The sequence below is a fragment of the Geomobilimonas luticola genome, from assembly GCF_018476905.1.
GTDB lineage: Bacteria > Desulfobacterota > Desulfuromonadia > Geobacterales > Geobacteraceae > Geomobilimonas > Geomobilimonas luticola.
In genome coordinates this window covers 70186-93427 of record NZ_JAHCVK010000002.1, presented here as the reverse complement: position 1 = coordinate 93427, position 23242 = coordinate 70186, and the positions used below count along the sequence as shown (strand labels likewise).

The 23242-nt window shown below is 60.0% G+C and carries 17 protein-coding genes; 3 read left to right on the top strand and 14 right to left on the bottom strand.

The window, feature by feature from the left end; genetic code table 11:
- Window positions 1–33: 33 nt before the first annotated feature.
- The 12 genes from KI810_RS07085 to KI810_RS07030 form a co-directional block, all read right to left on the bottom strand.
- Window positions 34–1626, bottom strand: a complete 1593-nt coding sequence (locus tag KI810_RS07085; RefSeq protein WP_214174814.1) for a sensor histidine kinase — start codon at window positions 1624–1626, stop codon at window positions 34–36.
- Between the two features lie 5 nt (window positions 1627–1631).
- Window positions 1632–2420, bottom strand: coding sequence for a prepilin peptidase (locus tag KI810_RS07080; RefSeq protein ID WP_214174813.1), 789 nt, complete (start codon window positions 2418–2420; stop codon window positions 1632–1634).
- Between the two features lie 58 nt (window positions 2421–2478).
- On the bottom strand, window positions 2479–5139 hold the full coding sequence (locus KI810_RS07075; RefSeq protein ID WP_214174812.1) for a valine--tRNA ligase: 2661 nt from the start codon (window positions 5137–5139) through the stop codon (window positions 2479–2481).
- A 158-nt stretch (window positions 5140–5297) separates the two neighbouring features.
- On the bottom strand, window positions 5298–6698 hold the full coding sequence (locus KI810_RS07070) for a response regulator (protein ID WP_214174811.1): 1401 nt from the start codon (window positions 6696–6698) through the stop codon (window positions 5298–5300).
- Between the two features lie 111 nt (window positions 6699–6809).
- Window positions 6810–7988 carry a serine hydrolase domain-containing protein gene (locus KI810_RS07065; RefSeq protein WP_343213478.1) on the bottom strand — a complete coding sequence of 393 codons (1179 nt, stop codon included), beginning with the start codon at window positions 7986–7988 and terminating at the stop codon, window positions 6810–6812.
- A 44-nt stretch (window positions 7989–8032) separates the two neighbouring features.
- The gene (locus KI810_RS07060) at window positions 8033–8434 is read right to left on the bottom strand and encodes a DUF2914 domain-containing protein (protein WP_214174809.1); all 402 of its coding nucleotides are present in this window, start codon (window positions 8432–8434) and stop codon (window positions 8033–8035) included.
- 50 nt (window positions 8435–8484) lie between these two features.
- Window positions 8485–9666: a bifunctional glutamate N-acetyltransferase/amino-acid acetyltransferase ArgJ gene (gene argJ / locus KI810_RS07055; RefSeq protein ID WP_214175179.1), complete on the bottom strand. Its 1182-nt coding sequence runs from the start codon at window positions 9664–9666 to the stop codon at window positions 8485–8487.
- 168 nt (window positions 9667–9834) lie between these two features.
- The gene (gene secA, locus KI810_RS07050; RefSeq protein WP_214174808.1) at window positions 9835–12522 is read right to left on the bottom strand and encodes a preprotein translocase subunit SecA; all 2688 of its coding nucleotides are present in this window, start codon (window positions 12520–12522) and stop codon (window positions 9835–9837) included.
- Between the two features lie 214 nt (window positions 12523–12736).
- A complete protein-coding gene (locus tag KI810_RS07045) occupies window positions 12737–14074 on the bottom strand; it encodes a TldD/PmbA family protein (RefSeq protein WP_214174807.1) in 1338 nt (445 codons plus the stop codon).
- A 17-nt stretch (window positions 14075–14091) separates the two neighbouring features.
- Window positions 14092–14544, bottom strand: coding sequence for an N-acetyltransferase (locus KI810_RS07040; RefSeq protein WP_214174806.1), 453 nt, complete (start codon window positions 14542–14544; stop codon window positions 14092–14094).
- Between the two features lie 158 nt (window positions 14545–14702).
- Window positions 14703–16361, bottom strand: coding sequence for a DNA repair protein RecN (gene recN / locus KI810_RS07035; protein ID WP_214174805.1), 1659 nt, complete (start codon window positions 16359–16361; stop codon window positions 14703–14705).
- Between the two features lie 118 nt (window positions 16362–16479).
- The gene (locus KI810_RS07030; RefSeq protein WP_214174804.1) at window positions 16480–17334 is read right to left on the bottom strand and encodes an NAD(+)/NADH kinase; all 855 of its coding nucleotides are present in this window, start codon (window positions 17332–17334) and stop codon (window positions 16480–16482) included.
- 149 nt (window positions 17335–17483) lie between these two features.
- On the opposite strand from KI810_RS07030, the gene KI810_RS07025 reads away from it, so the two are divergent.
- Genes KI810_RS07025 through KI810_RS07015 form a run of 3 tightly spaced genes read left to right on the top strand, consistent with a single transcriptional unit; the run spans window position 17484 to window position 22326 of the window.
- The gene (locus KI810_RS07025) at window positions 17484–20027 is read left to right on the top strand and encodes a glycogen/starch/alpha-glucan phosphorylase (RefSeq protein ID WP_214174803.1); all 2544 of its coding nucleotides are present in this window, start codon (window positions 17484–17486) and stop codon (window positions 20025–20027) included.
- Between the two features lie 34 nt (window positions 20028–20061).
- Window positions 20062–21411, top strand: a complete 1350-nt coding sequence (locus tag KI810_RS07020; RefSeq protein ID WP_214175178.1) for a replication-associated recombination protein A — start codon at window positions 20062–20064, stop codon at window positions 21409–21411.
- An 18-nt stretch (window positions 21412–21429) separates the two neighbouring features.
- Complete coding sequence (locus tag KI810_RS07015; RefSeq protein ID WP_214174802.1) at window positions 21430–22326, top strand: polyphosphate kinase 2 family protein; 897 nt, start codon at window positions 21430–21432, stop codon at window positions 22324–22326.
- Window positions 22327–22418: 92 nt separating this feature from the next.
- Here KI810_RS07015 and KI810_RS07010 read toward each other — a convergent pair whose 3' ends face one another.
- Both KI810_RS07010 and greA read right to left on the bottom strand, forming a co-directional pair.
- A complete protein-coding gene (locus KI810_RS07010; RefSeq protein ID WP_214174801.1) occupies window positions 22419–22619 on the bottom strand; it encodes a DUF1858 domain-containing protein in 201 nt (66 codons plus the stop codon).
- An 80-nt stretch (window positions 22620–22699) separates the two neighbouring features.
- Window positions 22700–23176, bottom strand: coding sequence for a transcription elongation factor GreA (gene greA, locus KI810_RS07005; RefSeq protein WP_214174800.1), 477 nt, complete (start codon window positions 23174–23176; stop codon window positions 22700–22702).
- Window positions 23177–23242: the final 66 nt, after the last annotated feature.

The following is a 23242-nucleotide window of genomic DNA, read 5'->3' as shown; positions in this document are numbered from 1 at the left end:
CCACCAGTATACGGATTTTACGATTGTTACGACTCACGGTTCACTCTCCACAGGACAGGCTGGCAGCCAGATACTGAAACGGGAGCCCTTCCCCGGTGCACTCTCCACGGTGATACGTCCGCCAAAGGAGTCTATGATGCTGGCGGAGATGGAAAGGCCGAGACCGGTCCCCTTTCCCGGTTCCTTGGTGGTAAAGAAGGGGTCGAAAATTTTCTCCAGCGACGCGGGAGATATCCCTTCCCCGCTGTCGCCGACCACAATCCGCACACAGGGGGCAGCGAATTCGTCCGCCGGGAACGGCGACCGGAACACCCCCCCGAAATCCTCCCTGCGCCGCCCCATGCTAACAAGATGGCGGGTTTGCTCCGACCGGTCATATGCCGTACTCATGACATCGGCAGCGGCAATGACCTCCAGCCTCCCCCCGCCGGGCATGGCATCCCGCGCATTGAGAACGAGATTGATCAGCACCTGCAATAACTGGTGCCGGTCGAGGCATACCGCCGGCAGGTTTTCCGCGACGGAAAGGCTCAAGACTATCTTCTTGAAGATTCCCTGATGTTCGAGCATCTCCATGGCCTCCCGCAGAAACGGCGCAATAGCTACCCGTTCGTTCTCTGCCGGGGTTGGCCGGGCATAATTCAGCAGATCGCGCACGATACGGTCAATCCTCCCCGCCTCCTGCTCGATCCGCCTCAGGTAATCGGCCTTGTCCGGGTCATGGGCCACCTCGTCCCGCATAATGCCGGCATAGCCAATTATCGCCGAGAGAGGCGAGCCGATCTCGTGGGCCATCCCCGCCGCCAGAAGCCCCACCGACGCCATTTTTTCCGAGCGTATCGTCTCCTCGCGGGCCGTCTGCAGTTCCAGATTGGCTTTCTGCAGGGAACGCACGTGGGCAGCGACCTCCTCCTGCTTCTCCCTGAGTGCCAGCTGCATCATGTTGAACGAATCGGAAAGGTCAACTATCTCCGCGCAGCCGGGGATATGGAGCATGTGACTGTAGTCTCCGGCGGTTATCCGCTCCGTTGCCGCCAGCAGTTTTCTTATGGGCGAAACGACAACCCGGGACAGGAGAAACGACCCGAGTCCGAGCAGAAGGAGAAAATCGAGCATGAAGTAGGAAAGAAAGAGATGGCGTGAGCGGGTCAGGCGATCCCGTTCGGCAGCCAGGGAGAGGGTGAGGCGCGCAGCACCCGCTATACGGGCGCCATCCCTCAAGGGCGCATAGTGATACAGGAGCCTGCCGTCTTTGCTGAAGGAGGATGTGGCATCTCCCGTCCGCAACGCCCTGGTCAAGCCGGCATCCAGCCCCTCCCTTTCCGCAACCCGGTACATCGGCCACCCTTCCGGGTTTACGACGGTCAGTCCGGCGATGGCACGTTCGTTGGCGAGACGTACCGCAAACGAACCGGCCGGCGTCGCGTCGTTCAGACGGTCGAGGGGAAAGGGGACAAGGTTGACGAACGAAGCGAGGAGGATGCGCCCTTCCCCGTTTTTCTGGATAAGAATGTCTTTTTCGGCGGTCTTGAACGAGATGAGGCTCAGCAGTATCCAGGTAAGGCTGAGCAGGCAGGCGAGGGAAGCCAGAATGGCAAAGGTGAGATTGACGCGGAACGGCTTCATGAGGGCTACCCTCCCCCCCCCCTCCCGAGGCTCAGATACCAGGTAATCAGCTGCCGGCCGTAAAAGATGTAGAGGACAGCACCGAAGGCAAGGAAGGGGCCGAAGGGAATGGCCAGCTTGCTGTCCTTACCCTTGGCCAGCATGACGCTCACGCCGATAACCGAACCGGCCAGGGATGCGGCGAAGATGATGAACGGAACCGATCGCCAGCCTAGAAATGCCCCGAGCATGGCCAGGAGTTTTATGTCGCCCCCCCCCATTCCCTCTTTACCGGTGAGCAGGTGGTAGCCGTAAGCCACCAGAAGAAGGCTCCCCCCACCCAGCAGGATGCCGGTGAGGGAATCGAACCACCCGAGCCAGGGGAGGAAGAAGGAACAGATCAAACCGACCACGATGCCGGGAAGGCTGATGACATCGGGGATGATCTGGTGCTCCAGGTCGATGAAGGTTATGACCACGAGGGCCGCACAGAGCAGGAACAGTACGGCAAAAGTGGGTGTCGGGCCGAACTTGATGAAGAGAAAGAGGGCCAGCAGGCCGTTGAGCAGTTCCACGACGGGATACTGGACGGAAATCGGCTCGCGGCAGGAGCGGCATTTACCCCCGAGAAGAAGATAGCTGATGAGGGGAATGTTGTCGTAGAACCGTATCTTGTAATCGCAGCGGGTGCAATGGGAGGGAGGAAAGACGATTGACTCCCCTTTGGGAAGCCGGCAGATACAGACATTCAGAAAGGAACCGACGGCAGCACCGAAGATGAAGGCAAAAATGTAAAAGACGATTGGCAGTGACAAGGGAATCCCCTGGGCGATTCATGCAACCGCCCTGTTGGGGCGAACACGCGGTACGCCCCTAGTGTAGTCTGCGGATCTTTACCAGGCTTTCTTCCAGAAGCAGCTTCTTGTCGGCGAACTCCGTGAGCTTTTCCCTCTCCTTGACCACCACATCGGCCGGGGCGCGCTCCACGAAACTCGGGTTCGACAGTTTTTTGTCAAGGAACTCGATATCCTTGTCCACCTTGGCGATCTCCTTGAGAAGGCGCTTTTCTTCCTCCGCCACGTTCACCAGTCCTTTGAGCGGCACGACGATCTTCACGTCCCCCGCTACCTGCACGGCAGCGTCCTCCGGAACGTCCATCCCGCTGCCGATGGCCAGGTCGGAGATCCGGGCCAGTGACATGACGTAGACCTCGTTCTGCTTCAGGAGATGGCGACTCCCTTCTGAACTGCAGTCGAGTATGGCGGCAATCTCACGGGAAGGGGCCACATCCATCTCCCCCCGGATGGTACGGATGCCGGTGATCACCGCCATGACCAGTTCCATCTCGGCTGCCCCGTCGACGAACTGCCACTCCGGGCGTGGTTGCGGGTAATCGGCCAGCATGATGCTCGGCACCGGTCGTTCGCCCGGCAGGCTCTGCCAGATTTCTTCGGTAATGAACGGCATGAAGGGGTGGAGAAGCCGAAGCAGGTGCTCCAGAACGGTCCAGAGTACCTGGCGAGCCGTCTGCTGACGGTCAGCCTCTCCCCGGTAGAGGTCGTCCTTCACCAGTTCGATGTACCAGTCGCAGAACTCGCTCCAGGTGAAACGGTAAAGGGTGCCGGCGGCATCGTTGAAGCGGAAGGCGTCCAGGGCGTCCTTCGTTTCCTGCGCAGCAACATTCAGACGATGGAGGATCCAGCGGTCGGCATTGGTGAGGGGCAGGGTCGCCGGGTCGACGTTGGCCGGCGTGAACCCTGCCAGGTTCATGAGGGCAAAACGGGACGCGTTCCATATCTTGTTGGCGAAATTTCGGTAGCCGGCAATCCGTTCTTCCGCCAGCTTGATATCCCGTCCCTGGGCGGCGAAAGCGGCCAGGGTGAAACGGAAGGCGTCGGTGCCGTACTGGTCGATCACCGTCAGGGGGTCGATGACGTTCCCCTTGGATTTGCTCATCTTCTGCCCCTGGGCATCCCGCACCAGGGCATGGATGTACACGTCCCTGAACGGGACCTCTCCCATGAAATGGAGCCCCATCATCATCATGCGGGCCACCCAGAAGAAGAGGATGTCGAAGCCGGTCACGAGGCATGAGGTGGGGTAGAAGGAAGACAGCTCGGAAGTCCGGTCCGGCCACCCCATGGTGGAGAAGGGCCAGAGGGCCGAAGAGAACCAGGTATCGAGAACGTCGGTCTCCTGGCGGATCTCGTCGCTGCCGCAGGCTGCGCATTTCGACGGGTCTTCCTTGGCGACGGTCACCTTGCCGCAGTGGTCGCAGTACCATGCGGGGATGCGGTGTCCCCACCAGATCTGGCGGGAGATGCACCAGTCGCGGATGTTCTCCATCCAGTCATAGTAGGTGTTTTCCCACTGCTGGGGAACGATGCGGGTCCGTCCGTCCTTCACTGCCGCCAGCGCCTCTTCCGCCAGCGGCCCCACCTTGACGTACCACTGAAGAGACAGGTACGGTTCAACGACAGTCTTGCAGCGGTAGCAGCCACCAAGCGCCAGGGCGTGGTCCTGGATTTTTTCCAGAAGCCCCGCACTCTCCAGGTCCTCGACGACTTTCTTCCGGGCAGCAAACCGGTCGAGCCCTTCGTACTGGTGACCGGCAGCGTTGATGACGCCCGACTCGTCAAAGACATTGATAACGTCGAGGCCATGCCGCCGGCCTACTTCGAAGTCGTTGAAGTCATGTGCCGGCGTGATCTTCACCACGCCGGTGCCGAACTCCCTGTCCACGTACTCGTCGGCAACGATGGGAATCTCCCGGTTGACCAGGGGAAGGAGCACCTTCTTGCCGATCAGCTCCCGGTAGCGCTCGTCTTCGGGATGTACCGCAACGGCGGTGTCACCCAGCATGGTTTCCGGCCGGGTGGTGGCAACAACAAGGCAGCGATCGCTCTCGACGACCGGATAGCGGAGGTGCCAGAGATGGCCAGCCTTCTCTTCATGCTCCACCTCGATGTCGGAAAGAGCCGTATGGCAGCGGGGACACCAGTTGATGAGACGATTGTCCCGGTAGATGAGCCCTTCTTCGTAGAGCCGGACGAACACTTCACGGACCGCCCTGGAGAGTCCCGCGTCCATGGTAAAGCGCTCCCGCTCCCAGTCGCAGGAGGCGCCAAGTCTCTTCAACTGGCCGATGATCTGTCCCCCCGATTCGCCCTTCCACTGCCAGACCCGCTCGATAAAGGCTTCGCGACCCAGTTCGTGGCGATCCTTCCCCTCGGCAGCCAGTTGCCGCTCCACTACGTTCTGGGTAGCAATGCCGGCATGGTCGGTCCCCGGCATCCAGAGTACGTTATGACCGCTCATCCGTTTCCAGCGGCAGAGGATATCCTGTAGGGTGTTATTGAGGGCGTGCCCCATGTGGAGGGCGCCGGTGACATTGGGGGGGGGGATGACTATGCTGTAAGGAGGTTTTGCGGAAACGGACGCTGCACGGAAATAACCGCTCCGCTCCCACTCCCCGTACCATTTCACTTCCACGCTCTGCGGTTCGTAGACCTTGGCCAGTTCACGTTCTGCCATGCTGCAACCTCTTCATGTGCTGATATAGTGTGTCAGGGATACCATGCTTCGCATTGCCGTCCCGACGAAGAAACCCGGATATAAATCAAACGGGGGATTCATCATCCCCCGTTCGTCTGCATTCATCCACAATCTGTCCGGACATCCCGGCCGATGCTTCAGGCACCTTCCTTGAGGCGACGAACCTCTTCCTTGATGATGTTTTCCGCCAGGTCCGGCACAACCTCCCAGGCGATTCGTTCGATAATGTCCTTCGATATCTTCGCTACCAGTGCCGTCAGTTGCTCTTCGCTCAACTCCGCAGGCGGGGCTGGAGCCGGCGCCGATGCCGCAGATGCCGGCGCTACTGCGCTTGCTGTGGCGACAGCCACTGCTGCCGTGGCTGCAACGGCAGCCACTGAGGGGGCCTCGGCCTCCCCTGGCGGGACAAACGGTACGTACTCTTCCTCGGGAGCGAACTGCAGGTCCATCTCCTGGGGGGGAGCAGCTGCCGGAGCCGGGGCAGGCACGGACTCCTCTTCGGGCGCGAACGGCTGTTCCATGACCGGCATTGGCTCCCTGGCCGGCTCGGCAAGGAATTCCGCCATCTCATCCTGCGCTGCTGCTTCCGGTGCGGCCGCCAGTTCAGCAAAAGGATCCGCTTCCGGCATGCTCTCCTCGGGGAAGCCCTCTTCCTCCTGGAAATCGAAGGTCTGTTCTTCAACCGGCAACCACTTGCCGTCGATATCTCCTGCAGGCTCAACCAAAACCGTGGAAGCCTCTATGGTTCCGACCTCCGCCTCTTCGGCAAAGACGAACTCGTCCGCAACTGCCACCTCTTCGGCGACAGCGGTCTCCTCCGCAATGACCGTCCCGAACTCGACCTGACTCTCTTCCGGCAGTTCTTCCAGGTCGAATGCCCCCCACAGGTCGTCGTCAGGAGAAACTTCCACCAACTCCGCCTCGACCGTTGCCTCTGCAGGTGAGACTGCCGCAGTAAGCGGAGCCGTTTCCGCAGGCACGTCCAAATCGGCAAAGAGCATCTCTTCCATCCCGGCCGCTGCTGCTGGTGCCTGTTCCGGTTCGGCGGCAAAAACGGCGGTTGCCGCCGTCAACGGCTCCACTGCTGCAGGAGTGACGGCAGGTTGGACAGGAGGCGTGGCGACCGGTTCAGTCGCGGGAATGGCTGACTGCCCGGCACGACGTTCCTTGCCGAGCTCTATCAGCGTTTTGACTTTATCAATAAGATGCTGGGATTCAAAGGGCTTGGAAATAAAATCATCGGCTCCGCTTTCGCGGGCCTTGCCTTCATCGAAGGGTTCAAAAGCACCCGTCAGGAGGAGAAGAGGGACATGTCGCAGGGAAGGCTCGCGGCGGACAGCTTCACAGACTTCGTAGCCTGTCTTTCCCGGCATGAGGGCATCCACGAGAATGATATCGGGCAAAAGCTCCCTGGCTTTGTCCAGCGCAGCGTTCCCGTTGTCAACCACGGTGAGCTCATAATCCTCGTTGGCAAAGATTATCCCTACGACCTTCTGAATGGTGATGCTGTCATCGGCGAGGAGCAATTTATTGCCCATCGAACCCTCCTCCGCGGAAAAAGTTGGTCGGGAAGTGTCCTAAACTCTGCACAGGTGCGCAAAAGCTAGCACAATGGCCACAACCTGTCAAGATATTACCGTCTGCTGTTCTTACTCGTCGGTGTCCCGGACGACACCGGCAAACTCCTTCTGCGTCGCAGCGAAGAGGCTGGCCGCCAAGGTTGACAGGTCACCGCGCAACCTGCTGAATTCCTTTGTTCTTCCATAATCGACACGGGAGGTCAGCAGCACCACGAAGGTGTCGCTTGCCGGGTCTATCCAGATGGAACTGCCGGAGTATCCCGTATGGCCGAAAGAATAGCGGGAAAACCCCTCACCCTTGGGTGACGAGAAGGGAGAGGCTATATCCCAGCCAAGCCCCCGCATGACATCTCCCCCCCGGGAGAAGTAGGGGACTGTCATCTGCCGGACGGCTCTCTCTGACAGTACGCGGACGTCGCCCAGCTCTCCCTCGTTGAGAATCATGCGGCAGAAGCGCGCCAGGTCGTGGATGGTGGTGAACAGGCCGGCATGCCCCGCCACTCCCCCCAGCTGGCGTGCGGGGTAGTCCTGAACCTGCCCCTGCAACAGCTGGTTTTCGGCACCCCGTGTTGCCGCACAGCGGAACGCCTTGGCGGGGTCGGGACTGAAACCGGTATCACGCATCGCGAGGGGGCCATAGAACCTGTTTGCCACAAACTCCTGGAGGCCGACACCGCTCGCCCGCCTGACCAGTTCACCCAGCAGGATGAAATTGATGTCGGCATACCTGAACCTGTTCCCGACCTCTCCCTTCAGGCGCTGGTGGGCAGCCCCCTCGATAGCGCTCTGGAGGGGATTGACAGAGGAGAGGGAGAAGTCGTCGAGGCCCGAAGTATGGGTCAGCAGGTTGAGGACGAGCAGGTCATCCTTCCCCTTGCCGGAAAATTCCGGGAACCACCTGACCACCGGGTCGACAAGGGAAAGTTTCCGCTCCTCCGCCAGCTTCAGTACCGCCGGCGTGGTGGCGACCACTTTGGTAAGGGATGCGATGTCGAAAAGAGAATCGACGGTGAGGCCGGGGGAGTCCGGTCCACCGAGTCCCCGGCCGTAGGCCTTTTCGAACAGCACTCCCTGACGATTGCCGACGAGAACAACGCCACCGGTGACAAGTCCGCGGGCAATGGCGCTCTCCAGCAGCTGATCGACCTTCTCCACGTGCGGCGTTACGTGCCGCTGCGTTTCAGCTGAACCACTGACCGCCGTGGCAAGAACCACGAGGGATATGAGAATCGCCTTGAGACTATTCACTGCACCGCCCTGAAAAACGGAAGGGGGAATGAATCCCCCGTCGTTCAGTTGACCTTGAATTTGACGCTCTTGAGAAGATTCCCGTCTCCATCGAGGGCATCCACCCGCCATTCACCGGGCGAGCCCCTGTCCACGGACTTTTTGCTGTAGGTCCTCCAGCGCTCCCCGCGCACCGGCAGCTTGTACTCGGCAACCTTCACCTCGTCGCGGTACCAGACATGGGTTATGGACTGTTCGCCACCGTCACTGGAGACGGTACGGGTGAAACAGAAAAGGGAGGGAACGGAACGCCAGGAAATGCGCCGTACCGAATCTATCGGGTTGCCCCGGACTATCTTGGTGGTTACCGCCATCTCGGTAATCTTTATTCCGGTCCCTGCTGCCTTCGCCTGTCCGCCAAAGGCAATGACCAGCAGCAGACACGCAACCGACAGAAAATGTTTCATAGCACCTCCAGATGGTAAGTCCGGCAGCCCTCTACCTGCTCTCGACACTGTCAGGTCCGGTAATCGGCGTTGATCTTCACGTAATCGAGGGAGAGATCCGAGGTATAGACCGTGGCGCTCCCCTCTCCCAACCCAAGATCGACGGTAACCGTGAATTCATCCTTGTGCAGCACTGCCGAACCCCGTGCCTCTGCGTCTCCACCCGCAAAAACACCGTTACTGGCCATCAGGACATCGTCAAAAAACAGTGCTACCCGGTCGGGGTCAACCGCAACGCCCGAATACCCAACCGCCGCCAGGATTCTTCCCCAGTTGGCGTCCTGGCCAAAAAAGGCAGTCTTTACCAGGGAGGAATTTGCCACCGCCATGGCCGCCTGCCGGGCATCCCCGGCCGATGAAGCGCCCTTGACCGTGATGGCGACGAACTTGGTGGCCCCTTCCCCGTCCCGGACTATCTGACGGGCAAGCGCCAGGACCACGTCCTGCAATTCTTGCATAAAACGGGCCGCTTCCGGCGTCCCCTCATGAATGGGAACGTTCCCCGCCGCCCCGTTGGCGAGGAGCAGGGCCGTGTCGTTGGTGGAGGTGTCGCCGTCAACGGTGATGACGTTGAAGGATGCGTCGACAGCCTGACGGAACGCCTTCCGGAGCCAGGCCGGCTCGACCGCCGCGTCGGTAACGAGAAAGGCAAGCATGGTCGCCATGTTCGGCATGATCATCCCCGCGCCCTTGGCAACGCCGGCGATGGTGTAACTGACTCCGCCTGCATCACCCTGCCGCGCCTCCAGCTTGGGAAAGGTGTCGGTGGTCATGATGGCCCGGGCCACGTCGTCCAGGGTACCGGACTCAAGCCCCTCCACCAGTTTCGGCACACCACCCCGAACCCTGTCCATGGGAAGTTGTACCCCGATCACGCCGGTGGAAGAGACCTGCACCGCCTCGTCGGGGATGCCGAGACCTTCCGCCACCAGCCGCGAGGTTTCCCGGGCATCCTCCATCCCCCGTGAACCGGTACAGGCGTTGGCATTGCCGCTGTTCACTACCACCGCCTGGCAAACACCCTCCTTCGCCCGCTCCATGCCGAGCACCACCGGTGCCGCCTTTACCTTGTTGGTGGTGAACACCGCCGCCAGCGTCGCCGGCGTCTCGGAAAAAATGAGCGCCAGGTCGAGCCGTCCCGGCTTCTTTATAGCCGCCTCAACGGCGGAAAACTTGAATCCCTTAACCATAATATCCTCCACAACAAGAGGTTCCTATCACCATAACCGCTAGTGCACGGGCGTCGAGACATGTCCAGATGCAAGGCGGCGAGGAGCCCGCTCCGCAGGCGTAGCAGCGCTACGTCGAGGAAGCGGGAGACGCGGGCAACGCCGCAGATGGGCGTGTATCGGCGGCCGTCCTTACTTGCCGCAGCATTGTTTGTACTTCTTCCCGCTCCCGCACGGACACGATTCGTTCCTTCCCACCTTCTGGCTCTTGACCGGTTGCTGCTGCACGTCCTCTCCCCCCAGGTTGAAGACCAGCCGCTGTTTCTTCTGCTGCTGTTCCTCGATCCTCTCCACGTCTTCCTCACGGGCAAGCTGCACCCAGAAAATCTTCTCCACCACCTCTTCGCGAATCCGGCCGATCATGTCCATGAAGAGCTGGTAGGCCTCTTTCTTGTATTCCTGCTTGGGGTCCTTCTGACCGTAGCCACGCAGCCCGATCCCTTCCTTCAGGTGGTCGATGGAAAGGAGGTGGTCCTTCCACTGGGTGTCGATGGCCTGGAGCATGATGACCTTGATCAGGTGGTCCATCATCTCGTCGCCGAACTGGCCGAGCTTGGCGGTGAATATCTCGCGCACCTTCTCCTGGAGGAGTTGCTTGAAATTGGTCGGATTGAGGAGTGCCATGGTTTCGGGGGGGATGTCCAGATGGAAGCCGAACACCTTGTAAGCACCCTCGCTAATCCCTTGCCAGTCCCACTCCGTCGCCGCTACCTTGTCGATGGCATAGGCCGTTACCAGGTCCTCCACGCTCTCGTCCATCATCTCCAGAAAGTTTTCGCGGATGTTCTCACCAGCCAGGATTTCCCGGCGCTGGGTGTAGATCACTTCCCGCTGCTTGTTCATGACGTCGTCGTACTCGATGAGATGCTTGCGGATCTCGAAGTTGTGGGCTTCCACCTTCTTCTGTGCGTTCTCGATGGATTTGGTGATCATCCCGTGGGTGATCGCCTCCCCCTCCTCGATCTTAAGGAGGTCCATGATCTTCGCAACCCGTTCGGAGCCGAAGATCCGGAGCAGATCGTCCTGCAGGGAGAGATAGAAACGGGACGACCCCGGGTCCCCTTGGCGGCCGGAACGCCCCCGCAGCTGGTTGTCGATCCGGCGCGATTCGTGGCGCTCGGTGCCGAGGATATGGAGGCCGCCGAGCTTCACCACCTCGTCGTGCTCTCGGGCGCAAAGCTCCTTGAATTCAGCCAGCTTCTTCCCGTATTCTTCGTCGGTCGCATCAGGTTCGGCCTTGCGCCACTGCCGGGCCAACCCATCGGGATTCCCCCCCAAAACGATGTCCGTGCCGCGCCCCGCCATGTTGGTGGCGATGGTCACCATCCCCTTGCGGCCGGCCTGGGCCACGATCTCCGCTTCCCGCTCGTGCTGCTTGGCATTGAGGACATTGTGGGGAACCCCCTGCCGTTTCAGAAGCTCGGCCAACACCTCCGACTTCTCGATGGAGATGGTGCCGACCAGCACCGGCTGCCCCTTGGCATGGAGCTCCTTGATCTCTTCGATGACCGCCTTGAACTTCTCCATCTCGGTCTTGTAGATGACGTCGGGGAAGTCGGGGCGCAGCAGCGGCCGGTTGGTCGGGATGACTGTCACGTCCAGCTTGTAGATCTTGTGAAATTCTTCCGCTTCCGTGTCGGCGGTACCGGTCATACCCGAGAGCTTCTCGTACATCCGGAAGTAGTTCTGGAAGGTGATGGTGGCCAGGGTCTGGTTCTCGTTCTCGATCTGCACCCCTTCCTTGGCCTCTACCGCCTGGTGCAGGCCGTCGGACCAGCGACGTCCCGGCATGAGGCGACCGGTGAACTCGTCGACGATGAGCACCTCACCGTCCTTCACGACATAGTCAACGTCCCGCTTGAACAGGGCGTGGGCACGCAGTGCCTGCTGGACGTGATGGAGTATCTCCATGTTGCGGGGATCGTAGAGGTTGTCGACCTTGAGAAGTTTCTCTACCTTGAGCACGCCTTCCTCGGTCAGGGTGGCGGACTTGGCTTTTTCATCCACCGTGAAGTCACCGGTGTAGCGCTTCCTCTTGCCGGAGAGGGTGTTGGCCTCCTCCTCGATTGTCTCCCCCTTCTTGAGGGAAGGGATGATCCGGTCGATGACGTAGTACTTGTCGGTGGAATCCTCCGTGGGACCGGAGATGATGAGCGGGGTCCGCGCCTCGTCAATGAGGATGGAGTCCACCTCGTCGACGATGGCGTAATGAAAATCCCGCTGCACGTAGTCTTCCAGGGCGAATTTCATGTTATCCCGCAGGTAATCGAAGCCGAACTCGTTATTGGTGCCGTAGGTTATGTCGGCGTTATACGCGTCGCGTCGCTCGTCGTCGTCCAGGCCATGAACGATGACTCCCACCGAAAGGCCGAGAAAGCGATATATCTGCCCCATCCAGTCGGAGTCGCGTTTGGCCAGGTAATCGTTCACCGTAACCACGTGGACGCCGCGACCGGTAAGGGCGTTGAGGTAGGCGGGAAGGGTCGCCACCAGGGTCTTCCCCTCGCCGGTCTTCATCTCGGCGATCTTGCCGGAGTTGAGCACCATCCCCCCGATAAGCTGGACGTCGAAATGGCGCATGTTGTGGACCCGTTTTCCCGCCTCGCGACAGACGGCAAAGGCCTCGGGAAGAAGGGAATCGAGGGATTCCCCCTTTGCGTAGCGCTCTTTGAATTCAAGGGTTTTATGTCGCAACTGATCGTCGGAAAGCTTCACTATCTCCGGCTCCAGGGCGTTTATCCGCTCAACGATGGGCCAGAGTCGCTTCAGCTCCCGTTCGTTCTTGCTGCCGACGATCTTCTTGAGGATTGCTCCAAACATGCACAGGTCTCCTGGTAACGTTATGAGGAAATAAAAAACAGGTTAAGGTACCACAATGGGGAAATTTGCTCAACTGAAAAGGGGACGGGAGGGGTTATGCCACGGCATTGCACGCGGATATAATGATAAAGGAGCCGAAGCACAAAACAAGAAGGGCGGGCTTTGATCCCGCCCCTGCGTTGAACCGGCACGTATGGGTTGCTGCAACACCCCGTCAGTGCCCGCTCACGTCCAGGGCGGCGATCCGCAGGGAAGGTGCTCCGACCCCGCCAAAGAAGCGGAGATCGTCTCCCACACCCTCAACGGAGCGAAAAAGCTCCAGGATATTGCCGGCAATGGCGATTCCTTTGACCGGCGCAGAAACTTCTCCCCCTTCAATCAGGAAGCCGGCGGCGCCGACGGAGAAATCGCCGGAAATGGGGTTGGCAGTATGCATCCCCATCACGTCGGTGACGAGAATCCCCCGGTCGATGCCGGCAAGGAGGTCGCGGCGGGGACGGGTGCCATTCTCGATGAAGAAATTGGTCACCCCCATGTGGGGCACCCCCTTCACGCCGCTCCGCACGGAATTGCCCGTGGAGGTCGCCCCATCCTTGCAGGCGCAGTAGGTATCGTAGAGAAACCCTTGCAGCACGCCGTCTTCCACGAGGATGGTATTGCGGTGCGCCACCCCTTCCCCGTCGAAGGGGGTGGTGGCCATGCCGCCGTCAAGGGTGCCGTCGTCCCGGATGCGGAGCCCTGAGGCGAAGAGCCGCTCCCCCAGCCGCCCCGCCAGGAGCGACTTCCCCTTCTGCACGCTTTCGGCCAGAAAGGCAGGGGCCAGCACCTCCAGTATTTCGGTGGCGACATAGTTGTCCAGCACCGCCGGACAGCGCATGGTGGGAATTTTCTGTGCCCCCAGGAGCCCCGTCGCCTTGCCGGCGGCAAGGCAGGCGATCGTCGCCACGTCCACCCCGGCAAAGCGGGTGCTGAAGCCGAAGTCCCACCCCATCTGGGAATCGCCGTCCGCTTCGGCGATGGCGGAAACGCTGCTGGAGACCGAGGTCCCCCGGTAGTTCCCTTCGACACCGTGTGAGTTCCGGATGAACACCCGGTAGTCCGCCTCACCGTACGTGCTCTTGCGTACCTTCCGCACCCGCGGGTCTTCCGCCAGCACCAGCCGCTCCAGTTCCAGGGCTCGGCCGACCTTCGCCTCCTCGCTAACCCCTGCCAGTTCGTCATCCACGAGCCCCGTCAGTACGGGGTACTCCTGGGGGAGGGGGAAACCATGACACTGGTCAGGGGTCTGGGTTTCGGCACCGACCAGGGCATTGTCGATCATCCGCGCCAGGTCAGCACCGTCCAGGCTCGTGGAGTAGGAAAACCCCATCCCCGCACCCTTGCGCACCCGCACTCCCACCCCTACCGGATGGGAACACTTGAAGGTGTCCACCTTCTGCTCCTTCACCTCGATGGAGAGATTGCGGGAACTGCCGAGCATGATCTCGTAACCGTCCAATGCACGGGACGCGAGCAGCTTCTCGATACGGTTTGCGGTTTCCTGGAAGTCCATAACCACCCCGTCTTCTGTCAATCCAAATCAAGTATCATAGCAATTTCGTCACAGTCCGGAAACTTCACGCACTTCAGACAATCCCCCCAGACCTTGTGGGGAAGCTCGGACTTGTCCACGACGCGGAAGCCGAACCTGGCGAAAAAATCCGGCTTGTAGGTGAGGCAGAACACCCGCTTGAGTCCGAGCGTACGTGCCTCGTCGATGCACGCCTGCACCACCTGGCTGCCGACCCCCTTCCGGCCCGCGTCCTCCGCAACGGCAACGGAACGGACCTCGGCCAGGTCTTCCCAGACAATATGGAGGGCCGCAGTTCCCAAGAGCTTGTCCTCCTCAACGACTACGTAAAAATCACGCAGCACCTCGTACAGCTCGGCAAGGGAACGGGAGAGCATATCGCCGCGGCTGGCGTAAAAGGTCAAAAGTTTCTGAATGTCCTTCACATCCTTGATCTGGGCCTTGCGGAGCATATATCATCCTTTCACAGACAGGTCTGTTCAAGAAAGAAACGAGGGTCCTTGACTCGACCTGCCGGTCGCCCCTGGCGCCTTCGCGGTCAAACTCGCTTCATTCGTTGCCGTCATAAATCCCGAAGATTGATACCATCAGAACGAAAAAGAACCGTTTCTTACCGTGCCTCGGCTATCATCTCCCGGGCGTGCTCCAGAGTGGTATCGGTGATCTTCACCCCGCCGAGCATGCGGGCCATTTCCGCAACCCGCTCGTCGTCACCCAGCAGAGAAACGTTCGTTGCGGTCCGTCCGTCAATCACCCGCTTCTCCACCCGGTAGTGATGGTCGGCAAAGGCTGCCACCTGGGGGAGATGGGTTATACAGAGCACCTGCTGCTTCCGGGCTACGTTTTTCAGTTTCTTCCCGACCAGCGCCGAGGTGGCACCGCCAATCCCCGTGTCCACCTCGTCGAACACCAGGGTCGGCACATCGCTCTCGGGGTGGACCTGCTTCAGGGCGAGCATGAGTCGGGAGAGCTCGCCGCCGGAGGCAATACGGGCCAAGGGGCGCGGAACCTCCCCCGGGTTGGGAGAGAACAGGAATTCGGCCCGCTCGAATCCGGTCGGTCGCGGTTCAGCCAATGCTTCGAAAGCCACTTCGAACACAGCGTGGGGCATGGCCAGTTCACGGAGCTCCCGCTCCATTGCCGTCCTGAGGACACTGGCTGCTTCACGGCGCCGTTCGGAAAGCTCACGGCCGAGGGACTGCATCTGGTGCGTCAATTCCTCCAGGCGCCCGTCCAACTCCCCGCGCGCCTGGTCCCGATTCGTGAGGAGCGCGAGTTCGCTGTCGACCTGCGCCTTGAAGGCGATGATCTCTTCCACGGTCGGAGCATACTTTTTCTTCAGACGACCAATCAGGTCGAGCCGGTCATCCACCGCCTGCAGACGTTCCGGATCGGACTCCACCCGCGCTGCGTAGTCTCGCAGGGCAAGAGCACCATCCTCCAGCTGAAGGGCAGCCCCCTGAAGCGTTTCGTAAAGCTCTGCCAGCTCCGGGTCGATCCGGCTGATATCGCCAACGGCGGCGGTCACCAGCTTCAGCTGGCCGAGTATACTGGCATCGCTCCCGTAAAGGAGATCGAACGCCCTCTGACTGTTGGCCAGAAGCTTCTCCCCATGGGCGAGGATTTGCCGTTCCCGCTCCAGGTCCTCTTCTTCGCCGGCAACGAGAGAGGCGGCTCCAATTTCGTTACTCTGGTAGGAAAGGAGGTCAAGCTTCCGCGCCGCATCCCGTGCCCCCTCCTCAAGACGTTGAATTTCGGCCTTGACGCCTCGAAATTCACCGTGAATTCTGGAGAAGTCTCCCCGCAGGGAGCCGAGACCGGCGAATCCGTCCAGGAGCGCCAGGTGGTTTTCAGGCCGGAGGAGCGTCTGGGATTCATGCTGACCGTAGATATTGATCAGCAGGCGCGTTACGTCTGCAAGGACCGCGATGGTGGAAAGGCCGCCGCCGATGAATACCCGGTTCTTCCCCGAACGGGCCACCACCCGCTTGATGAGGAGTTCCCCCTCCGTCTCGATGCCGAGTTCCGCCAGACAGGAGAGGAGCGCCTCCTCACCCGCCAGGTCAAAGAGCGCCTCCACGGTCGCATCGTCCGCACCGGTCCGGATCAGTTCCGCCGACCCCCTCCCCCCGAGAATCAGGTTCACGGCATCGATGATGATGGATTTCCCTGCCCCCGTCTCCCCCGTGAGGATGGTAAGCCCCGGCTGGAACGCCACGTGGAGCGCATCGATGATGGCGAAGTTTTTTATGTTCAGGTCAGTTAACATAGAGTCAATTTTGAATTTTGAGTTATGAATTTTGAATGAAAACCGAAGAACAGTCTTGAATTAAACGCATCGCATCAGGGTTAATTCAAAACTCAAAATTCATAATTCAAAATTGCCGTTATCGTTCTCCCCACTTGAGCTTCGTACGCAGTACCTCAAAATAATCCTTGCTCCGGGACATGATGAGCCGGGTCCGGTGGGCGGCCCGCCGCACGGTGATGACGTCACCCCCCTTGAGCTCCATCCCCACCTGGCCGTCCAGGGTGAGGAACACATCCTCGTGGGCCGATTTGAGCGTTACCGTGATAGCGGCATCCGCATTGACGACAATGGGGCGGTTGGTGAGTGTATGGGGGCAGATGGGGGTAACGACGAGGCACTCCAGGGCTGGATGGATGATCGGCCCGGCTGCGGCGAGGGAATAGCCGGTGGATCCGGTGGGGCTGCAGATGATGAGACCATCCGCCTTGAAGGTGGTGAGATAGTAGTCGTTCACCATGGTTTCCAGGTCGACGATCCGGGCCAGGGCACCCTTGTTGATAACCACGTCGTTCAGGACCCGGTGGTTCATCACCTCCACCCCGTCCCGCAGAACGGTCGCCTTGAGCATCATCCGTTCCGAAACCTGGTAGTTCCCCGCCAGACAGCTGTCGAGAACGGGATAGAGTTCGTCCAGGGTGATCTCGGTGAGAAAGCCGAGGCTCCCCAGGTTGACCCCAAGGATGGGGATTTCCCGCTCGCCGATGAGCCGCGCCGCGGAGATGAGGGTGCCATCCCCCCCCAGCACCACCACCATGTCGGCGTTTGCGGGGATATCCTCAGACGGGATGCCGGCGTCGTGCCTGAGATGACGCGCCAGGTGGGATTCCACCAGGGGAACCAGCCCCCGCGCCTCAAGCCAGTGTACGAGTTCTTCCGCCACCCCCTGGCAACGGGGGTCGTGCACCTTTGCGAAGATCGCGATTTTTTTCATCCTGCGCGCCCCTGACCTGTGGTATAAGAACGATTTTACTAGCATAGAACCGTTACCATGTCCATGGAAATTCCGCGCCGACCGGCTATACTCTTACAGGTGACGACGACCTTCACGCAGTGGACCACAGGACATCAGACGAGGACCGGATGCACGACGACAGCCTTCCCCCAACCATCGACAATCCCGAACTCGACAGCCTCATGCTGACCATCAAGTCCTTCCTGGAACACCTGGAGTATACCCTGGGGAAGGACAAATACTCCGCTTCGCGGTACGACATCTACAACGCCCTGGCCTACGCCGTCCGCGACCGGATGGTTGAGCGCTGGCTCGACACGCAGCAGCACTATTACAACTCCGATCACAAGCGGGTCTACTATCTCTCCATGGAATTCCTCATGGGGCGCTCCCTGGAGAACAGCCTCATCAACCTCGGATTACTGGACGAATTCAAGGAGGCGGTCTCGTCTCTCGGCTACGATTTCGACGAACTTGTGGAGGACGAGCAGGAAGCGGGGCTCGGCAACGGCGGTCTCGGGCGGCTGGCGGCCTGCTTCCTCGACTCCATGGCCACCATGGCTATCCCCGCCTATGGTTACGGCATCCGCTACGAATACGGCATTTTCCGCCAGAAGATCACCGACGGCACCCAGGTGGAAATCCCCGACAACTGGCTCCGCTACCGCAACCCCTGGGAACTGGACCGCCAGGAACATCTTCACCCGGTCAAGTTCAACGGCCGCGTGGTGACGGTACATATCGACGGCAAGCCACGCCACGAGTGGGTCGACACGGAAGACGTCATGGCCATGGCCTACGACACCCCCATCCCCGGCTACGGCAACAACACCGTCAACACCATGCGCCTCTGGTGCGCCAAGTCGAGCCGTGAATTCGACCTCAAGTTCTTCAACGAGGGGAACTACATCCGGGCCGTGGAAAAGAAGATGCTGACGGAGAACATCTCCAAGGTCCTCTATCCGGCGGACAATGTCATAGAAGGAAAGGAGCTCCGCTTCAAGCAGGAGTACTTCCTCGCCTCCGCCACGGTGCACGACGTCATCTACCGCTTCAAGAAGATGCATAAGGACCTGCGCCTCCTGCCGGACAAGGTGGCGATACAGCTGAACGACACCCATCCCGCCCTCGCCATACCGGAACTGATGCGGGTCCTCCTCGACCTGGAGGGGCTGTCGTGGGACGACGCCTGGAACGTGACCACCAGGGTCTTCGCCTACACCAACCACACCATCCTCCCCGAGGCGCTGGAACAGTGGCCGGTCTGGTTCTTCGAGCAGATCCTCCCCCGTCACCTGATGATCATCTACGAGATCAACGACCGCTTTCTCGATGAGGTGCGTAGACGATTCCCCGGCGACAACGGGCGTCTCGCCCGGATGTCGCTTGTGGAAGAGCACTGGGAGCGGAAAATCAGAATGGCGCACCTGGCCATCGTCGGGAGCCATTCGGTGAACGGTGTGGCCGCGCTCCACAGCGAGATTCTCAAGAACGACCTGTTCAGGGACTTCTACGAGATGTACCCGGAGCGATTCAACAACAAGACCAACGGCATCACCCAGAGGCGCTGGCTGAAAAAGGGGAACCCCCCCCTGTCCGCCCTGATCGATGACCGGATCGGCCCTGGGTGGGTTACCGATCTGTATGAGCTGGAAAAACTCCGCCCCCTGGCGGAAGACGCGGAATTCCGGGCCGACTGGCAGAAGGTGAAGCGGGAGAACAAGGAGCGACTGGCCGCCTATATCCTCAAGCACAACTGCATCCAGGTGGATGTGGATTCACTCTTCGACTGCCAGGTAAAACGGATCCACGAATACAAGCGGCAGCTCCTGAACGTCCTGCACATCATCACCCTCTACAACCGGCTCAAGGCAGACCCCAGCCTGGACATCGTCCCCCGGACCTTCATTTTCGGCGGCAAGGCGGCCCCCGCCTACTTCATTGCCAAGCTGGTCATCCGCCTCATAAATGCCGTGGGTGATGTTGTGAACCGCGATCCGGACGTGGCGGGACGGCTCAAGGTGGTCTTTCTCGCCAACTACAGTGTCTCCCTGGCGGAGATGATCTTCCCCGCCGCCGACCTGTCGGAGCAGATATCCACCGCCGGCACCGAGGCATCGGGTACCGGCAACATGAAGTTCGCCCTGAACGGCGCCCTGACCATCGGCACCCTGGACGGTGCCAACATCGAGATCATGGAAGAGGTGGGACGGGAGAACATCTTCATCTTCGGTCTTACCGCCGAAGAGGTGACAGAGTTGAAGCGGAAGGGGTACAACCCGCGGGAGTACTACAACCGTAACCCGGAACTGCAGAAGGTTCTCGACATGGTCAGCGGCGGCTTCTTCTCACCTTACGACGCCAACCTGTTCAAGCCGATCGTCGATTCGCTCCTCAACCAGGGGGACCACTACCTGCTTCTGGCCGATTATGCCTCCTACATCGCCAGCCAGGAAGAGGTGAGCCAGCTTTACCGCGACCAGGACGAATGGAGCCGGCGGGCTATCCTCAACGCGGCGGGAATGGGAAAGTTTTCCAGCGACCGGACCATAGCCGAATACGCCCGGGACATCTGGGGAGTGGATACCGTCGAAATCAGCGCCCAGGCCCAGCATTGCCTCCATGACGGAGTCTGTTTAGTTGAACATAGAAAGGATGAAGGCGGTTCATAAGTCCCATAGGACCTCTATGACCTATAAACAAATCATGGATCTTTTTGACGCTAAAGCCACCGCCGACACCTTCAGGGAAGCCCCCCTCGCCGAGCGGATGCGCCCCCGGACCCTCGCCGAGTACGTGGGCCAGGAGCACCTCCTCGGTCCTGGGAAGCTCCTGCGCCAGCTGATCGAGACCGACCAGCTCACCTCTCTCATCTTCTGGGGCCCCCCCGGTTCGGGGAAAACCACCCTGGCCCGGATCATAGCAAATGCCACCAAGGCCCACTTCATCTTCTTCTCCGCCATCCTCTCCGGCATCAAGGAAATCCGGGAGATCGTCAGGGAAGCGGAAGATATCCGCAAGTTCAAGGGGCTCAGGACCATACTTTTCGTCGACGAGATCCACCGCTTCAACAAGTCCCAGCAGGACGCCTTCCTCCCTTACGTGGAGCGGGGGGTCTTCACCATGATCGGCGCCACCACCGAAAATCCCTCCTTCGAGGTGATCGCTCCCCTCCTGTCACGCTGCAAGGTGCTCGTCCTCAACCAGTTGACCGAGGAGGAGCTCGAGGGGATCCTCCGCCATGCCCTTGCCGACGTCGAGCGGGGTCTGGGCTCCCTCGATCTCACCATAGCCGACGACGCCCTCACCTACATGGCAGAACAGGCCCAGGGTGACGGCCGGGTCGCCCTCAACACCCTGGAGACTGCGGCACGGCTTGCAACGGGCAGGCTGATCGACCGGGAAACAGCCCGCGAAGCCATGCAGAAAAAGGCACTGCTCTATGACAAGGGGGGAGAGGAGCACTACAACGTCATCTCCGCCTTCATCAAGTCCATGCGGGGGAGCGACCCGGATGGCGCCCTCTACTGGCTGGCGCGTATGCTGGAGGCGGGTGAGGACCCGATCTTCATCCTGCGCCGCATGGTTATCCTGGCATCGGAGGATATCGGCAACGCCGACCCCCGGGCGCTCCAGATTGTGGTGGCGGCCCTCCAGGCATTCCAGCTGGTGGGGCTCCCCGAGGGACGGATCATCCTTGGCCAGGCGGTGACCTATCTCGCCACCGCTCCCAAGTCCAACGCATCCTACATCGGCATCGATGCGGCCCTGGCCGAGGTCAGGAAGAGCGGCGCCCTCCCCGTCCCGCTCCACATCAGGAACGCGCCGACGAAGCTGATGAAGGAGCTCGGCTACCACGCGGGGTACAAGTACGCCCACGACTACGCCCAGGGATACGTCCCCCAGAACTACCTGCCGGACCAGCTTGCCGGGCGAACGTATTACGACCCCGCCGGACACGGTTACGAGAAGACCATCAGGGAAAGAATGGAATGGATGCGGCAGCAGGCAAAACCGACGACTCTGCCGGACACTGAGAAGCCGGAAAAGGGGTAGCACAGGAGGGGGCTGACCATGGGGAAACTGACGAAACAGGCGCGGGAGTTTGCCGGACCGTTCCGTGTCGGTAACGGAAAGGAGTTCCGGCTCAAGAGCGTCAAGCCCGACGAAACCGGCAACCTCACGAAAGAAACTGCGGCTGCGGAACTGGAGCGGGGCATCGAGCGCCTGCGCAAAGAGCAGGAGAAACTGTACGCCCAGGACCGCTGGGCACTCCTTCTCATCTTCCAGGCTATGGATGCCGCCGGCAAGGACAGCGCCATCAAGCACGTGATGTCCGGCATAAATCCCCAGGGGTGCCAGGTTTTCTCCTTCAAGAGCCCCTCCGCCGAAGAACTGGATCACGATTTTCTCTGGCGCACCAACCGCTGTCTCCCCGAACGGGGACGTATCGGTATTTTCAACCGTTCCTACTACGAGGAGATGCTTGTCGTGCGGGTGCACCGGGAACTTCTCGAACGAGAAAAGCTCCCTCCCCGCCTCGTGACAGAACACGTCTGGAAGGAGCGCTTCGAAGACGTCAACGCCTTTGAGCGCTACCTGACGCGCAACGGCGTCGCCGTCCGGAAATTTTTCCTGCACGTTTCGAAAGACGAACAGAAAAAACGTTTTCTCGAACGGATCGACAACCCGGACAAGAACTGGAAATTCACCATGGACGACGTCCGCGAACGGGACCACTGGGACGATTACATGGCCGCCTACGAGGACATGATCCGCCACACGTCCACCGACCATGCGCCATGGTACGTGGTGCCTGCCGATAACAAGTGGTTCACGCGGCTGGTGGTGTCAGCGGCCATTATTGACGCCCTGAGTGAGCTGGATCTCGCGTATCCGAAGGTGGACAGGGAAAAGGAGGAGGAACTGGCAAGGGCCCGGTTCCTGCTGGAAAGAAACCATGAGAAATGAACGGGAGGGGGAGACTGCTGCACCCGTCACCAATAAACCTGCCAAGGGGGGGTCAGACATAAAAAAAGGCGCCTTCACGGCGCCTTTTCTGTTCAGGCAAACAGTGCGTTGATGTCGTTGACAATGTCGTCAACATTGAGTCCGTGGGCTCCGCACCCCTGTTCCAGGGTTTCTGCCTGGGCTCCCATGCAACCGATGCACCCCAGGTTGTACTTGGCAAGCACCTTCACCACATCCGGATGCATCCGCATCACCTGGGCAAACGTCATATCCTTGTTTACAGTCTGGCTCATGTATTCTTTCCTCTCTCCCGATTAGTTGAATCGTGAAACGTGAATGGTGAAAAGTAAACCGTTCCCGGCCTGTCTGCGACTCACACGTACTTGATGTCGACGATCTCGTATTCCTTCAGACCGGATGGTACCTTGACCTTCACCGAATCGTCCAGCTTGTGGCCGATGAGCGCCTTGCCGACCGGGGAGGTGCAGGAAATCTTTCCAAGCTTGATGTCCGCCTCATCCTCGCCAACGATCTTGTAGGTGCACTCCTCGTCGGCAGCGGTATCGTAAAGGGTGACGGTGGAACCGAACACCACCTTGTCCGGCTTAAGATTGGACAGATCAACCACGTACGCGCGGGCAAGCTTGTCCTGGAGTTCGGCGATGCGCCCTTCTATGAAGCTCTGACGGTGTTTGGCGGCATCATATTCGGCATTCTCCGACAGGTCTCCATGACTGCGCGCCTCGGCGATGTCCTGGATCACCCGGGGGCGCTCCTCGCGGATCAGGCGCTTCAGGTCCTCCTGAAGCGTTTCAAAGCTTTCCTTCGTCATCGGTACAGAATGGGACATCTTCCTGGCAACTCCTCTGGTCTGCACAACGTCTGAAGTCCAACATTGTGCGAAAATGGCGGGGCA